This window comes from Deltaproteobacteria bacterium (genome assembly GCA_029860075.1).
Taxonomy (GTDB): domain Bacteria; phylum Desulfobacterota; class JADFVX01; order JADFVX01; family JADFVX01; genus JAOUBX01.
On sequence record JAOUBX010000049.1, the window covers coordinates 16,404 to 32,641 of the forward strand.

12 protein-coding genes are annotated in these 16,238 nt (G+C 45.1%); 4 read left to right on the plus strand and 8 right to left on the minus strand.

Annotated elements, in window-relative coordinates:
* Window positions 1-41 precede the first annotated feature (41 nt).
* The 3 genes from OEV42_14105 to OEV42_14115 are packed head-to-tail and all read left to right on the plus strand — an operon-like array spanning window position 42 to window position 7,107.
* Complete coding sequence (locus tag OEV42_14105) at window positions 42-2,921, plus strand: ASKHA domain-containing protein (protein ID MDH3975408.1); 2,880 nt, start codon at window positions 42-44, stop codon at window positions 2,919-2,921.
* 6 nt (window positions 2,922-2,927) lie between these two features.
* A complete protein-coding gene (locus OEV42_14110; protein MDH3975409.1) occupies window positions 2,928-5,741 on the plus strand; it encodes a response regulator in 2,814 nt (937 codons plus the stop codon).
* 31 nt (window positions 5,742-5,772) lie between these two features.
* Window positions 5,773-7,107, plus strand: coding sequence for a hypothetical protein (locus OEV42_14115; GenBank protein ID MDH3975410.1), 1,335 nt, complete (start codon window positions 5,773-5,775; stop codon window positions 7,105-7,107).
* Between the two features lie 68 nt (window positions 7,108-7,175).
* Here the strand turns inward: OEV42_14115 and OEV42_14120 are convergent, their stop codons facing one another.
* The gene (locus OEV42_14120) at window positions 7,176-9,161 is read right to left on the minus strand and encodes a diguanylate cyclase (GenBank protein MDH3975411.1); all 1,986 of its coding nucleotides are present in this window, start codon (window positions 9,159-9,161) and stop codon (window positions 7,176-7,178) included.
* Window positions 9,158-9,778, minus strand: a complete 621-nt coding sequence (locus OEV42_14125; GenBank protein MDH3975412.1) for a cytochrome c family protein — start codon at window positions 9,776-9,778, stop codon at window positions 9,158-9,160. The genes OEV42_14120 and OEV42_14125 overlap by 4 nt, the downstream gene beginning before the upstream one ends.
* Before the next feature lie 765 nt (window positions 9,779-10,543).
* On the opposite strand from OEV42_14125, the gene OEV42_14130 reads away from it, so the two are divergent.
* Entirely contained in the window at window positions 10,544-11,458 is a 915-nt protein-coding gene (locus OEV42_14130; protein ID MDH3975413.1) for a DUF3108 domain-containing protein, read from the plus strand.
* 70 nt (window positions 11,459-11,528) lie between these two features.
* On the opposite strand, the gene OEV42_14135 is transcribed toward OEV42_14130, so the two are convergent.
* The 6 genes from OEV42_14135 to OEV42_14160 form a co-directional block, all read right to left on the minus strand.
* Window positions 11,529-12,179 (minus strand): endonuclease III domain-containing protein, encoded by a 651-nt coding sequence (locus OEV42_14135; protein ID MDH3975414.1) that lies wholly within the window; start codon window positions 12,177-12,179, stop codon window positions 11,529-11,531.
* Window positions 12,180-12,183: 4 nt separating this feature from the next.
* Window positions 12,184-12,903, minus strand: coding sequence for an rRNA pseudouridine synthase (locus OEV42_14140; protein MDH3975415.1), 720 nt, complete (start codon window positions 12,901-12,903; stop codon window positions 12,184-12,186).
* The gene (locus tag OEV42_14145; protein MDH3975416.1) at window positions 12,900-13,850 is read right to left on the minus strand and encodes a Ppx/GppA family phosphatase; all 951 of its coding nucleotides are present in this window, start codon (window positions 13,848-13,850) and stop codon (window positions 12,900-12,902) included. Before OEV42_14145 ends, OEV42_14140 begins: the two co-directional genes overlap by 4 nt.
* A gap of 33 nt (window positions 13,851-13,883) precedes the next feature.
* Window positions 13,884-14,243 (minus strand): preQ(1) synthase, encoded by a 360-nt coding sequence (gene queF / locus OEV42_14150; GenBank protein ID MDH3975417.1) that lies wholly within the window; start codon window positions 14,241-14,243, stop codon window positions 13,884-13,886.
* Between the two features lie 88 nt (window positions 14,244-14,331).
* Window positions 14,332-15,393 carry a peptidylprolyl isomerase gene (locus OEV42_14155; protein MDH3975418.1) on the minus strand — a complete coding sequence of 354 codons (1,062 nt, stop codon included), beginning with the start codon at window positions 15,391-15,393 and terminating at the stop codon, window positions 14,332-14,334.
* 257 nt (window positions 15,394-15,650) lie between these two features.
* A complete protein-coding gene (locus tag OEV42_14160) occupies window positions 15,651-16,061 on the minus strand; it encodes a hypothetical protein (protein ID MDH3975419.1) in 411 nt (136 codons plus the stop codon).
* Between the last annotated feature and the right edge of the window lie 177 nt (window positions 16,062-16,238).

Sequence of the window (16,238 nt, forward strand, 5' to 3'; positions counted from 1 at the left end):
TATCTTTTTTTTAAAATCCTTTTATCCGGGAATTTGAATCGATGAATTCATTTGAGCGTATTTATGCAACGCTAAAAAGGGAGCGCACTGACCGCGTCGCCGTTATTCCTGAAGTCGCTGCCGTAACGTCTACTCTTGCAGGGGGAACAGTGAGAGATTACGTTACCGATGGCGAGGTGATTGCCCGTCGGCAGCTGGACGCCAGAGACCGCTTCGATTATGATGCCGTCATCGCCTTTGCCGACCTTTGCGTTGAGGCCGAAGCCATCGGCTGCAAGACCGTATTTCCGGAAAATAATTACCCTCACATTAGCGTGCCTGTCATCAACGGGGCCGATGACATTGACGGCCTGGTTCTTCCCGATCCCTATAAAAGCGGACGCATGCCCCAGCTTATCAAGGCCGTATCCCTTATGAAAGAGAATTGCGCGGGCCGGGTTCCCGTTGTTGCTCATGTCCTGGGGCCCATGACTATTGCCGCCAGGATAATGGATATTGAAAAGCTGCTCTACATGATTGTCGATGAGCCTCATAATTTCAGAAAGCTCCTCAATTTTACCCTGAAGGTGACCATTACTTTCATGGAGGCCTTAATCGATGCCGGCGCCGATTGTATTATCATGTTTAATCCTGCCGCTTCACCTGCCGTGCTTCCGGCAAACATCTTCAGGGAATTTGAACTTCCCAACCTGAAACAGATCTTTTCCCTTCTCAAGAAAAAGGATGAAAAGATCATGAGCTGGTACAGCGTTGCCGGGGCGACGCAGGACGTGATTGAAGATGTGGGGCAGGCGCCTGTCGATATTCTTACTATCGATTACCTCGTTCCTCTCGATGTCGCCTATTCCCTTTCTCCTGCCCTTGTTTTTAATGGAAACATTAAATCCCTCTCTTTTGTCAATGAAAGGGCAGAGGATATTTACGGGGAGTCTGCGGCGCTTATCGAGAGTTCCCTTGAAGAGGGAAGGTTCATACTCGGTTCGGGCTGTGAGGTGCCTCCTGATTCGCGGGCTGAAAATATCGAGGCCCTTGTTCGCGCGGCAAAAGATGCTTCCCGCAGGACCAGGATTTACGGTAATGCAGGAAAGGGCATGAAAGAAGTTACTTTCTACCCCTACGGCAAGAAAGTTTATGCCGCAGAAGGGGAAAACCTTATGCACCTTGCTGCAAAGGTTGGTATTCAGATATCGAGGCTCTGTAATAAATCAGGGGCCTGCGGGACCTGTCTCGTCAGGATTGATAAGGGAAAAAGCAGCGCTTTGACAAAGACCGAGCTCATAAGGCTTGATGAGGAAGACAAAAGGGAGAATATGAGGCTGGCCTGCCAGGTCAGTGTCGAGGGGGACATTGAAGTTTACGTTCCTTTTTCATCGAGAATATTGAATAAAAAGATCTTCGCCAGAAAAGACATTTCCCGGGATGCTATTAATACTATGCTTTATGAATTTGGGGAGCCTTTCTCCCTCATTGCCTGTTCCAGGAAATTTTTTATGCCTGCAGCCAATGAAGAAAAGACGGACCTTGAGATTTTCAAGGCTCTTGCCGGGGAAAATGTCAGCCTCAAGCCGGAGCAACTGGGCCAAATGTCTGATTTTATAAAAGATGAGAAGAAAGAACAGTTTTGTATTATCGATGAAGAAAGGAAGGCTGTCCTCGATTTTTCTTCTTCTTCTGCTATATATGGCGCTGCAATAGACATTGGGACCACCAATATTGCCGCATACATACATGACATGGTGACCGGTGAATTGCTGACTTGCGGGGCTGTCGTCAATCCCCAGGCCGCCTTTGGCGATAATGTGATGAAACGGTCGGAAGAATACATGAAGAGCCATGACAAGAGGAACAAGCTCGTTCATGCCCTTTTTAAAGGGGTAAACCACCTCCTTCTTGAGTTGACGAGAGGGGCCGACCTGGATTTTAACAGCATATTCAGGGTCGTTATTGTGGGTAATGCAGTCATGCACCATATGTTTTTTGATTTAAGGCTTGATAATCTCGTTAGAGCGCCTTTTATTCCTGTAACGGATGAACCCTGTTTCTATGTGAACGGCGAAAGGGAAGAGGCCATGAGACTGGCCGTAAACCGGCAGGCCGCTATTTATTTGCCGCCTCTTATGGGTGGATTTGCCGGTTCCGATGTTGCTGTCGGCATTATTGCTACGGGCATGCACAGGTCTGATAAAATTACCCTCTTTATCGATATGGGAACAAATGGAGAGATAGCGCTTGGCAACAGAAAGAGACTTATCGTTACTTCGGCGGCAGCGGGGCCGGCCTTTGAATATTCTTTCGCTTCCGCCGGGGGTGCTGCGGCGTCAGGCATCGTTTACGAGGTAGATATTGATGAAAAATTTAATGCGCATTTTAAGACTTTTGACGGTCAAAGTCCGACGGGGATGTGCGGAAGCGCCGTTGTTGACACCATTGCATCGCTTTTGAAGCTCAACCTTCTCGATGAAAGAGGGCGCTTTATCGATAATGCCGATTGCCCGCATTTGACGGATGAAGGATATACGGTGGTACCCAGGCAGCAAACCTCCTATTTTAAACCCCTTGTGATGACGGCAAAAGACGTTGAAGAAATTCAGAAAGCAAAGGGAGGCATCAGGGCAAGCGTATCTTTACTTCTTAAAGAGTACGGTATTGAGGCAAAAGACCTGGATAAGGTTGTTCTGACAGGCGCCTTTGGTGTTACCATGAAGGCGGCCAACGTCATTCTTATCGGCCTTATTCCGCCTGTTGCTGAAGAGAAGGTGGAATTTCTCCAGAACGGGGCCGGGCTCGGCGCAAGGCTCTGCCTCATGGCAAAAGATGCCGCCGGTGATGTGGAAAAGCTGGCCGAAAGGATAGAATATGTAAACGTGGCAAGGTCCAGTGAATTTAACGACATCTTTATTGATGCCCTCTTTTTTAATTAAAAGCCGATGAATAGATACCGTTTTGGACTCACATTAAAAATAACCATCCTCCTGCTCGGTGTGCTGGCCGTTGCCGCCATTAATCTCATCGTCATTTCCAACTATCTGGCCGCCCAGAAAAATGACGCCTTCATTGTTAATGTGGCAGGAAAGCAGAGAATGCTGACGCAGAAAATGTCTAAGCTCGCTCTTTCCGTTGCCAAGGGAAATGTGGAAGATCGGGCACAGTTGAGGCAGATTATTGAACTTTATGACTCCTCCCTTACTGTGCTCCACTTTGGTGGTGACGTAATGGGCCAGAAAATACGGCCTGCTCCGCAGGAAATGGCCAAACTGTTCAAAGAGAACAAGGAAGAATGGCTGCCCTTCGGGGAAAAGATCTCTGTCATGGTTCATGGCCAATTGGGTAATGCCGTTTATGAAAAGGCCTTCTCCTATGTGAGGGAAAATAATGAACTGCTTCTCGGCCTTTGCCTGAAGCTGATGAAGGTTTATGACGGCGCCGGTGATGCTGATGCCTTTAAGGCTGAAAAGAAAAGGGTCAGTGCCCTCATGCTGCTGACTCAAAAAATAGCAAAATACGCTCTGCTTATCGATAGGGGTGAGAAAGAAAAGGTGGCCCGCCTTTTTACAGAATCCATTGACAAATTTGATTCCCTGCTTTTTTCCCTGAGGACAGGGGGAGGTCCGGAGGAGGGTGAGGCAATTATTGAGGGCGCCCTGTCAAAGGCGCTTGGCGCTATTGATGAAGAGTGGAAGCAATTCAGCCGAATGAGCCGGATTATCGCAAGCGAACCGGGTGAGAATGCCGCTTTCAGGCAGGCAATTGATTATGTGCGGCTCAATAATGATGAACTTCTCAACATAAGTAATAAGGTAACGGAAAAGTTTGAAGCCATTTCGGTAAGAAAGATGACCCATCTAAGGAGTATGCTCTGGCTCATGCTTGGAATGAATTTTGTCATTTTTACCATTGGTTTTTATCTCAGCAAGAGGATGGTAAGACCGCTCAAAAGGCTTGCCGGCCTTGCAGCAGACGTTGGCGCCGGTAATCTTTCCGTTAAGGCGGAAGCCCTTGGCCACGATGAAATCGGAGACCTGGGGCGCTCTTTTAACAGCATGATTGAAAACCTGAAAGCCTCTCATGACAGCCTCATATCAGCCAAGAGTTTTACGGAAGATATCTTGAAAAGTATGATTGACCCTTTGATTGTCATCAGCTTTGACGGGGTTATAGAGGATGCGAACAAGGCTACCCTGAAACTTCTCGGTTTTAGTTTGGAAGAACTGAAAGGGAAAACTTTCGATCTCATATTGTCTGACAGGCAGGAAAGGACAGGTCATGCGGTACGTGGTGGTGAAATAGGGCTTTTCAGGACAAGGTTGGGCGAAGAGATACCTGTCAGCCTGCATATGTCGCTTCTTAAGAAGGAAAAGGGAGAGCTTGTCGGTTATGTCTGCGTGGCCCGTGACATGAGGGATATTAATGAGCTTATTGAAGACCTGGAGCACGCCAGGTTGGAGCTTGAAAAGTGGTCCAAGACACTTGAGGACAAGGTAGATGACCGGACACGGGAGCTTAGCCAGGCCAATGAAGTTATTATTAAGGTTATGGAAGAACTGAGGGCCGAAAAAGAGAGGGCTGAATGTGCCAATGAAGCAAAAAGTATGTTCCTGGCAAATATGTCTCATGAAATTCGTACTCCTCTCACGGCCATTATCGGGTTTTCGGAAATTCTCAAAGATACTGCGCTCGATGAAAATCAGCTTGATTTTTTGCAGACCGTCTATGAAAGCGCTCAAATGCTCCTGGAGACGATCAATGATATTCTCGATATATCCAAGATAGAGGCCAACCAGCTGGAGCTTGAAATTGTCGATTTTAATCTTGCTAAACTTGTCGAAGTGGTAATGGATATTTTCAGCCCCCAGCATATGGCCCAGAATATAGACCTCCGGCTTCATTTGGTCCCTTCGGTTAACAAACACTACCTTGGTGATCCGACCCGCATCCGGCATATTTTGACAAACCTTCTTTCCAATGCCCTCAAATTCACAGAAGAGGGATCTGTTACACTCTCTGTCAGTCCTGTCGATAATGAGGAAAAGGGCGCCGGAAAAGAAAGGTGGAGTAAAAAAATCGATTTTATCCGCTTCTCCGTTAAGGATACGGGTATCGGTATTGCTATTGACACGCAGGATATAATTTTTGATACTTTTACCCAGGCCGATATGTCGACGACGAGGAAGTTTGGCGGGACGGGGCTCGGGCTTCATATTGCAAAAAAACTTGCCGAATTGATGGGCAGCAACATAGAACTTGATTCCAGGGAGGGAGAAGGGAGTGAGTTTTCATTTGTCCTTGCCCTTGAAGAGTCACCGGCAGGCAAGCGAAGGGATGAAAGCCCGCCTAAAGAAAATGAAGAAAAAGCCGTCCCTGATTTTAGCGGGAAAAAGGTGATTGTCGCGGAAGATAACCTCTATAATCAGAAACTGATAAAGACCTTGTTGGGCAAGTTTAAATTTGCCTGCCACATTGTTTCCAATGGTGAGGAAGCTTTTGAAGAGATAAAAGAGAGCAGCTACGATATCTGTTTAATGGATATGCATATGCCTGTCCTCGGCGGGGTAGAGGCAACAGAAAAACTCCGCTCACAGGGGGTTGATATGCCCATAATCGCCCTTACCGCTTCTGTTACGGAAGAAGATATGAATAAGTGCCTGAAAGCGGGAATGAATGATTTTCTCGTTAAACCGATTGATGAAGATGAAATGATCGAGAAAATAATAAACTGTTTGGAAGGGAGAGCAGGGCAGTGACGCCGGGCATATTGAAAGTGAGTTTTTGTTTATGTTGCTGAAAAAGCTATCTTTTTATAGTCTTTATTTTTTTATTATACTCTTTGTTACGGCAGTAGCCCTTGAATTGCTTTCTCTTCCTGCTATCTATATTTCATCAGGTGAGTGGGTTTCCGCAAGTCAGATACAGGAAACACTGAAAGAGAAAAAAACTTTTCCCCATAAAAAGGATATTTTAGCGAAGGAAGTTCCCGACCGGTGGATTAAAGAGTATATTCTTCATCCTTACCTGGGTTTTGTAAGAAATTACAGAGCAGGTCTTCACAAACTGGCTGGACGTACCGTAACGGTTCCCGTTAATGAGTATGGCTTTTTCGGTGCGGGCCCGCCCCTTGAAAAGAATGAAAAAAGTATTTCTGTTGCCATTATGGGGGGGTCGCTGGCTGCTGAATTTTTTTTGTACGGCAGAGAGATTTTTGAAGAGGAACTGGCTAAAATCCCTGCTTTTTCAGGCAAAAAAATAAACCTCTATTCAATTGCTCTGGGAGGGATGAAGCAGCCTCAGCAGGTTTTGGCCCTTAATTATTTCATGAGCCTCGGCGCCCGCTTTGATATGGTTATCAATATTGATGGTTTTAATGAAATGGCTCTGCCGCAGAATGAAAATATACCCTTTGGCGTATTTCCTTATTACCCTCGCCTATGGAGGTCTTATGCTTCAAAAGCGATGGATATTGAAAGCGCCGTGCTTATGGCTGGAATATACCGGGAAAAAGCAAGGAATGAAGAGTGGAGAAGGTTTTTTTCTAAAAGGCCTTTCAATATAAGCAACTTCTTTTTGGCGCTCTGGCATGTGGCAGAGACAAACAGTAAAAGGAAAATTGCGACTCTTGAAAAAGAATTCAATAAGAGGCTCAGGGAGAAAGGAACAGAAGAATTGTCACCACAGGAGGCCGGGCCTCCCTATAAATTTGGATCATTTATGGATATCTTTAATGATGCAGCCGGTTTTTGGGGAAGGTCTTCCCGGCAGATGTGGGACTTATGCAAAGGGGAGGACATTCTCTATTTTCACTTCCTCCAGCCTAACCAGTATGTTCCTCATAGCAAGAAGCTGACGGAAGAAGAGATGAAAGTGGCATATATAGGCGTCAATGAGAATGATATGTTAAGTTATTACAGGATGGGTGTTGAGTACGGCTACCCTCTGTTACAAATGGAGGGACAAAAGATGAGCCAGACAGGACTCCCCTTTTTCGACCTGACGGGGGCATTTAAAAATGTCGATAAATCGGTATACAGGGATCGCTGCTGTCATTTAAATGACTTTGGATATAATCTTTTGGCGAGGGATATTGCTGCTTTGATTGGTGAAAATGCACATTGAGGGTTTGCCGGTTATAAACGGTTTATACGCCATGGTTGTCTCTCCGGAGAGGGCCGGGGCGGGATAATTTAAGCGCAAAGGATAATTCTGTTGCTCCCCTCTGATTTCGCCCGGGAAAGCGCCTGGTCTGCCTTTCTAATCAGGTCATGGGGGGTTTTTGCATCATCGGGGAGTGAAGCGACGCCTATGGTGGCATAAACAAAGCCAGGAGCTTGCAGTTTCCTGTGCTGAAAGGAGTGGTTGTTAATTTTTTCAACAAGTGACTCTGCAAGCTTAAGAGCGCCCTCCTTGCCGGTTTCAGGTAAGATAAGCGCCAGTTCTTCCTCGTCGTAGCGACAGGGGATATCGATTTTCCTTATGCTTGATTTTATAAAGCTTGACAACTCCTTTAGCAGGTCGTCACCTGCCCCCTGGCCGTTAGTGTCGTTATAATCCTTAAGGTTGTCAAGGCCCATCAAAAGGAGGGAAAGACTCTGTTTGTTCCTCTTCGCTCTTTCTTGCTCCATCTCAAGTTTTTCATGGAAAAAGAGTTTGTTATACAAACCCGTCAGACCGTCTTTAATGGCTATTTTTTTGATTTCTTCAAAAAGCCTGGTGTTTTCCATGGCGACACAGACATGTTCCGCAATACTGTTAAAGAGTTGCACATCCGAGTCGTTAAATTTTTCCGGTTTGTCTTTATAACCGCAGATGAGTCCCAGCACCTCGCCTCGCCTCATGAAGGGAATAATGAGGACAGAGTTTATTTCTTCACTTAACAGTTCTTCAGGGAGAGGAGACGGGCCGTCGCCTATATCTTCAATGAGTTTCTTCCGTCCCGTCAAGATGGCCCTTCCGTAAAGACCCTGCCCTATCTTTTCTCTATATTCCAGGGCTTTGCCGGTGTCAAAGCCGATTGCAGAGGCTACATAGATTTCCTCCCGATCCTCTGAGACAAGCATGATGAGAATTTTCTCAATCTTCATGCTTTCACTGATGTTGTTAACGAGCTGCTCCAATAATGCTTCTATTTCAAGGGTTGAATTCATTGTTTTGCTGATATTGTAGATAGTGAAAAGTTCCAGCAGGCGCTGGCCCAACTCCTTTTTTGTACTTTCAAGTGATGCGGCCATACCATTGAAACCTTCCGATAAAGTTCCTATCTCATCCCTGTTTTTTACAGGAACTCTCACGGAAAGATCACCGCCTGAAATCTTTTTGAAGGTCTTAAGTATGTTTTGCAGGTTTTTTGTGATAATAAAAGAGAGAAGCAGGCTGATTATAGTGAAGAAGACGATAAGTCTCATGAACCAAAAACCGGCCATTTTTATGTTGTTTTCCCTGATCTCCTTATTGATTGTTTCAACGGAGAATTCCAGGTTTATGGCCCCCAAAACATCGCCTTCCTTTGCGTATTTATGACAGCCGAGTTGTTCGGTGCACCCTTTTTTTCTTGCCTTATAGGGTATTAATACCCTGGCATTATCACCTTCAAAGAGATAAATAGGCCGGCCCGTCCTGATTACTTCTTCATCAACAGCGTCTTTTGCCTGCTCTCTGATGTCGATGGGCTTAAGGCGTCTCAGTTCGTTTATCTCGCTAAGGGTCAGGGTAATATTTTCTTTGACATAAAGGATTTCATCTTCCAGGTCCAGACGGTCTTCACTATCGCTTGTATTGGTTAACTTCTCTTTCAGTAAGGATAGTTCCCTGCCATAAGATTTGAGGTCTATTTCCAGTTTGGGAATAATGTCCTTTTCATTAATTTCATGAAATATTTCATTCGTTCTATTGCCACGGATGACCCTCACATCCTTAAGGCCCGTCAATTCTTCAGACATAGATTCAAAAAGGCGAAAGCGCATTTCCATTTTGTTTGATTTCATGAGTTCATTGAGAGAGACCCTTACGTTTTCGGCAAAGAGAAAGGCCCAATCCTTAATTACCTGATGGCTGATTCTTTTTTCCTTTTCGGCGTTGTACCTTATATCCCATATGGTGAGGATAATCAGGATAATACCGATTGCACCCAAAAATTTAGTGCTTAAACTAAGATCTGAAATTCTTTTTTTCATGATAAAAAACGATAAAAGTTCGGCCTAGAATAATCCTTCATTTTTAAAAACAATTGCCGGTGATAGGTTTTTCTCTTTTTAAGCGATTTTTTCCAATGAAATTTATAGACCTGCTCTTTATTAGTTTCGAGTCCACGTCTTTTTTTATTGTGGCAAGCCGTACAGACCTGGGGATTCTCGGAGCCGTAAGTCTGGCCCCATGACTTTGCCTGGCTTCTGTCGAAGTTGCCGGGCCTGCTCTCATGGAGAGAAAGATATTCACTGCCCGGTCCATGGCAGGATTCACAGCCCACGCCAATCCTGTCAGCGGTCTTATTAATGTCAATAAAGCCGCCTTTTTTTCTATAACCTGTTGTATGGCATTTTAAACACCTCTCTTCTTTTGTATAATCCTTCTGAGGATCAAGTCCCGCCTTGATTTTAGCTCTTTTCTTGACGCCCGGTTTCAGCGTTTCAAAGGCCCTCCCATGGGTACTTAATTTCCAGTCCGATACATGGGCTTTGTGACAACTGCAAGCATTTGAACCAATATATTTAGGCGCAGAGGCAAGGGCTGTTTGAGTAAAGAAAAAATAGATACTAAATAAAAGCAAAGTGACTATCTGCTTGACATGCATTGCACTCTCCCCTTTTTTTTCAAGTTAAATTCTTTTTGCTGCAATTAGTTTACTTCCCGGGGGCCTCTCCTCTTTGTTAACAGAGGATTTACAGCCCTCTAAAATAAAAGCGTGAGCTTTCGGCAGATGATTATAGCATTTGTTGGGTTGCGATAAAAGTCAAAGTCTTTTTTCCGGTTCTCTCTAAATAAAAAGTACGGCTTAACGCTTTACCAGCGCAAGCCCGCATGTAATATTCAGGGAGAGTACCCTTTGATTAGTCATATTGAATCATGGGAGACCATAGGGATTGAGAGGGCAATAGGGATGCCCGGACCCTGGTTTGGATGGGTCAAAGCCGGGCCTTTTACTTCAAAATAGGGCTCTCGCGCTATTTCGTTTTTTTGCCGCCCTGAAAGGCTTGTTTTTCAATTAATGCGTCCCTTAAGTCTCTCCTTATTGATGACAGTAAAAACCTCAGAGATTTATACCATATTCTTTTTAAAAAGTATTATAAAAATACTTTTGCCCATGAGACTTAAAGGGCAGGGAAGCCCCCGCTAAAGGGCCATGTACATTTACGGTAAAAATAATTCTTTTTAAATCACAGGTATTGACAATAGCTATGCTGCCGGGAGTAAAGTTTTTTTCGCTATTCTTCCGTGCAAAACCTTCGGAACTCTTCTTTTTTAACTGTTTTGGCACTAAATTTGTATTACTTTGTCTAATAAAAGGCAAATGAACAAGATTTTAGTTCCTTATTAAGGTAAAATTAAATGGGTGCCTATGATGAAACTGAGCAGAAGAAAATTTATAGTCCAGATGGCGCTTTTTGCAGGATGGCTCCTTAGGCCCCGTCTGTCTTTCCCTTCGGGCTCTCAATTCTTCGGGGCGCCTTTAGCCCCTCCTGGCGGGGAAGCGGGTGAAGTTGCATTAAAAAATATCGATTTCTTTCTTAAAGAGAACGTTAATTACGATATCAACTTTCTCTGGTTTAGCAAGGCAGCGGTTGGAAAGCTGAATTTTTCAAGAGAGGGGCCGGGCTTTAAGGCTATTCTTGAAGCGGAAACAAAGGGGTTTATCGGTTTTCTTACCTTTTACAGGAAGCATAGCTATATTTCTCACATGTCATATTTACCTGATTCAAGGCAGTTGCGTGTCGATTTTTTCGAAAGGCATGTTAAAGTCGGCAGCAATGAGGAAAAAACCTATACCTGGACGGATTACAACAGGCGGGTGTTGCGCCGTGAGGAGTACAAAAAGGGAAAAAAAATAGAGGATGTAAAAGAGCTTATTCCCGAGGGCGTCATCTATGAAGATATTTTGTCGGCTTTTTACAATGTAAGGCTTGGTTATTACGGGCCGATCAGGCGGGGCAGGCAGTTTACCGTCCGTTCATTGCCCAGTGACGGTGTCTCAACGATTGAAGTTAGCTTTACGACAAAGGAAGACGCCATCAAAAGCAGGGACCTTTTTGGCAATAAATTTGATGAAAATATGTTCAGCGCCAGAGTAAAAGTTCCAAGAGATCTGTTTAAGTCGAAAACAGGCGAAGTCTCCATACTTTTTGATGATGCTCTTGTCCCTGTTTATGGTGTTGTGAAGGATTATATCGGTTTTGGAGACATAATGGGTATTCTCAAGAGAGAGGGGGAGGTGGTCCAGGCCCATTCTCAACGATTGATCGGGAAGGACGGTTGATTCCCCCCATCTGTTAGCAGAAAGGGCGTGAATCTTTACGATCTTTGCGGGAGATCAGCCTTTAAAGCGTTTACATCCCTTGCCCCATAGGGCAGGGGATATCCAGCAGCGGGCATTCCTTGCAAAGCGGTTTTGTTTTGCAATGCTCCTTTCCGTGGCGGACAATGAGGGCGTGGTATTCGTTGTAAAGCTGAACATCTTCTTCGAGATGGGCCATAAAATAGTCCTGTATCTGGTGATAGGTATGCTCCTCATGGAGGATAGCCAGGCGCGAAAAGATCCTTTTTGTATAGGCGTCTACAACAAAGGCAGGGTAATTCCCGGCATAGAGCAAAATGGAATCGGCTGTTTCCGGTCCGATTCCCTTTACTTCCAGCAAAGCCTTGCGTATCTCTGTCAGATTAAGGGAAAACATGGCGTCAAGATCACCCTTGAAGTGACGGAAGAGAAAGGCCATAAAGGCCTTGAGACGTTTAGCCTTTATATTAAAATAACCTGAAGGACGAATAAGTTCTGCCAGTTGGTCCTTATCGATATGGTTTAGCCCCCGGGGATTTAAAAGGCCTGCTTCTTTCAGGTTTGAAATAGCTTTTTCAACATTAGTCCAGTTTGTGTTTTGAGTCAGTATTGCGCCCATAATGATTTCGAAGGGGCTGTCTCCCGGCCACCAGTGCTGGGGGCCATAGGCCTCAAACATTTTATTATAAACCTTTTTCAACATGCCGTTAAATGAGCGCTTTAAGGCTTTCCCTCTCCTTTGCCGTAAGGGGACGAATTTTCCCCGGCGCCAGGCTGCCGAGCTTTAAAGGTCCCAGGCTGACCCTTTTAAGTTTTATTACCCTGTGCCCAATGGCCTCAAACATGCGGCGCACCTGCCTGTTTCTCCCTTCATGGATAATAATTTCAACCCATGCTCTCGTCCCCTCTTTTTTAAGAAGGCGGGTTCTGGCAGGGGCTGTCATTCCGTCTTCCAGCATGATACCCTTTTCAAGTTTCGACAAAGCTTCCTGTGATGGTATGCCCTTAACCTTTGCCTCGTAGCGCTTATCTACTTCCTTTTTGGGATGTGTCAGGTTATTTGCCGTTTCACCATCGTTGGTGATGATAAGAAGTCCTGATGTGTCGTAATCGAGTCTTCCCACAGGATAGACCCTTACTTCAATCGAGGAAAGGAGGTCCGCAACGGTTTTTCTGCCACGGGGGTCCTTCATGGTTGTCACATAGCCTGTCGGTTTGTTGAGGAGGTAGTAGACTTTCTTCTCTGCGAAAGAGAGCTTGCGGCCCTCTACCTGGATAAGGTCCTTTTCGGGGTCTGCTTTTGTGCCGAGCTCGGTAACGGTTTTTCCATTGACCTTTACTTTTCCCGACAGGATGATTTTTTCCGCTTCCCGCCTGGAAGCCACGCCGGCCCGGGCAAGGATTTTTTGCAGCCTTATAAGATTCAAGGGATAGCGCCTTTCCTGCGTGAAAGGTCGATGAGGAGGCCTTCAAGGAGGCCGTAGTCACTGATGGTCATTTCATTAAAACGGAATTCTTCCATTGTTTTCAGTACGATTATTGTGCCGGCGATGATAAGGTCGGCCCTTCCTTCTTCAAGGGCCTCTATGGAAGCACGCCCGGAATGAGTCATTCTGCAAAGACGCTGGAAAAGTGCCTCAATGGCCTGCTTTGTGAGAACATAGTTATTGATTTTTCCGGAGTCGTAAACCTTGAGATCCTGATGGAGAGCAGCAAGGGTGGTAATCGTTCCTGCTGTGCCGACAAGAAGGGGCTCATGGGCTTTTTCAATGACAGGGAGTTGGGGGAGTTCCTTTTTCAGTTCGGCCAGAAATCCCTCAACGACAGAAGATATTTTTTCGATGTCCTTTTGAGAAGGAGGGTCTGATGCAAGATACTTTTCCGTCATGGACACGACACCCATATTGAGGCTCTTGAGCCCTTTTACCCTGGCCTTCTCTGCAATGATGTATTCAGTGCTGCCTCCTCCGATGTCGAAAATGAGGGCTGTCCTCTCCCTGCCATGGAGAGCGGAAAGAACGCCCTCAAGGGTGAGGGCCGCTTCCCTGCTGCCGCTGATGACTTCTGCATGAATGCCGGTTTTGACCTTGATTTCATCAATGAAAAGATGACCGTCTTCAGCTTCCCTGATGACACTTGTTGCCGATGCATTGACATTTTTTATGCCCTGCTCTGCCAGGGTTAGAGCAAAACCTTTAAGGGCCGCAAGGGTCCTTTTCTTTGCGTCGGAGTGAAGTTTTTTTCCATGGAAGCCTCCGCCGAGACGGGTAATTTCTCTTTTCAGGACAGCGTCATGGATATGGCCGTTGCCGTCGACCTGCCCGATGAGAAGACGCAGTGTATTAGTGCCTATATCTATGGATGCGAGTTTCATGGGAAGAACCGGATGGTTGCCCCTTTATTCTTTTTACAGACTTACTTTAATGACGGTTTTGACGTTTCCCCTTACGTTAAAGTCACCGACGACTTCCATCTTGCGGGGTTTGAGAGCTTCTTTCAGGTCATCAAATATCTTGTTGGTAACTTCTTCATGAGAGATCCCCCGGTCCCTGTAGGAATTGAGGTACATTTTCAGACTTTTCAGCTCGACAACGTATTTATCGGGAACATAGTTGAGTCTTATCGTTGCAAAGTCAGGATAACCGGATCTCGGACAAAGACAGGTAAATTCAGGGAAGCATATCTCTATGTTATAATCCCTGTCCGTATAAGGGTTTTCCCAGGGTTCAAGCCTTGCCTCTTTAATATCTTTTTCACCGTATTTCATCTATTAACCCTGTCAATCCAAATCTAAAACAGGGGCATGCCTGGACATGCCCCTGTAACAATAACTTTTCACCTGTTTCTCCCGCTGGCTAGAACCTTCTTTCAATGGCAGCGGCAGTACGAAGTTTTTCAACGTAATCGTTAAAGAGTTTTTCCCCCTGGCTTTTCTTAAGGAAGGATTCTATCTTTTCCTTAACGTCGGCCATAGGGGTCTGGCCGGCCTCTTTTTTGTCGACTACCTTGATAATATGAAAGCCGAATTGTGTCCTGATAATATCACTGATTTCGCCTTTTTTAAGCTTAAATGCAGTCTCGTCGAAAGGTTTGACCATTTTACCGCGGGTAAAGTATCCAAGGTCACCGCCATTGGGTCCCGAAGGGCCTTCTGATGATTTTTTTGCCGCTTCAGCAAAATCTTCACCCTTTTTGACTCTGGCCAGGATGTCTTCGATTTTCTTTTTTGCTTCTGCAACAGCGCTTTCTTCCGCCTTTTCATCAACTTTAACGAGGATATGGGAAGCTTTTACCGATTCGTCTGTTTTAAAATAGTCGGGGTTGTCCTGGTAAAACTTTTTAATTTCACTGTCGGAGACAGAGATTTTTTCTTCCACTTCCTTTTTAATAATTGTTTGAACGGCTAGCTGTTGCGTAACACTCTTTTCTATTTCTTCGACAGTCAGGTTTTTTTCGGAGATAGCTTTTTTGAAAGCCTCTTCATCAGGGAAATTAGCCTTTATATTACCGAGTTCTTTTTTAATATCTTCAGGGGAAGGACTGATTTTCTGACGTTCGCTTTCCTGCTTGAGAACCTGCATGTTGATCAGTTCCGTAAGCGCCATGTCCATTATCTCTTCGGGACTCACTGCCCTGCTGGACATTTTTACCTGGGTGGCCAGCATGGAATGTATCTTTTGCAGGTCTGACCTGGATATTTCAGCGCCGTTGACAGTGGCTACCACATCAGGAAGCTTTGCAAAGGCATCTTCCTTCTGCTGGCCCGGCATTGTTACCTTGCTTTCCGTAACCGGCGCCGGTTGCGTTTCTTCTTTTTTTGACTCTTCAATGCCATTTTCCTTGCAGCCGGCGGCAATTAATGCGTACATGGCGATGGTAATTGCCAGCCTGGTTGCTTTACTGTTTATAAATTTCAAATTCCTCTCCTCCACTTCGCTTATTTGATTGCTAACTTATAGCACATGCCCTCTTTATAGTCAATGTCTGCCGTTTTGGGGCTGTCATTTACTAAATCAGGCATAATGGACTTCCCTTCGGTAATGGCCATAAATTAGAAAACCCTTCTTGTAAGGCCTTAATATAGAGTCATGCTTAGTTAATCTTATGCAATTTCAAGGGAGGGCAAAATAGCGGGCAGGCGCAGCGGTCCCTTTGAAAAAAGCGCTTTCCAGGGCTAAATATTTTTCAGGAAGAATTCTGCCAGAAGTTCATCGTCGGTTTTAGGGACTTCTTCTGTTTTGATTTCCTTGACAGGCTCAGGCGCAGCCTCCCCGGGTGACTCTTCTTCAATGACGGCGCCGGCAAATCCCTGCTCCACCTTGTAGGCTTCATCCTTGTAAATGGCAGAATCCATATAGACTTCCACCCCTTTATCTTTCAGGATATTGGAAGGGACTATTTTCCCGAGCAGTTTGAAAGGATCATTGTCGCCTGACTCGATGGCGATAAACTTGACTGCAGGGGTAAGATTGTAACTCGGTTTTTTTTCCGAAAGGATGGAAAGCCTGTTGCCCTTCAGGTCTATTTTGCCGTCTGCCGAAAGTTTATCGAGCATGTTTTGCGTAATAAATATTCTTTTTTGCATATTATCCGAAACCGGGGGGTATTTTTGAAGAAAAATATAAAGCCACCAAATAATTTATTTTATACGAAATTCGCTAAAAATCAAGGGAAATAGCTTAAGGTGTTAGTAACAAGTATACTGTCCGGAATTGTAACAAGTAATTTGTCCGGTTTATGATTATCTCCGTAAAGGAGATAG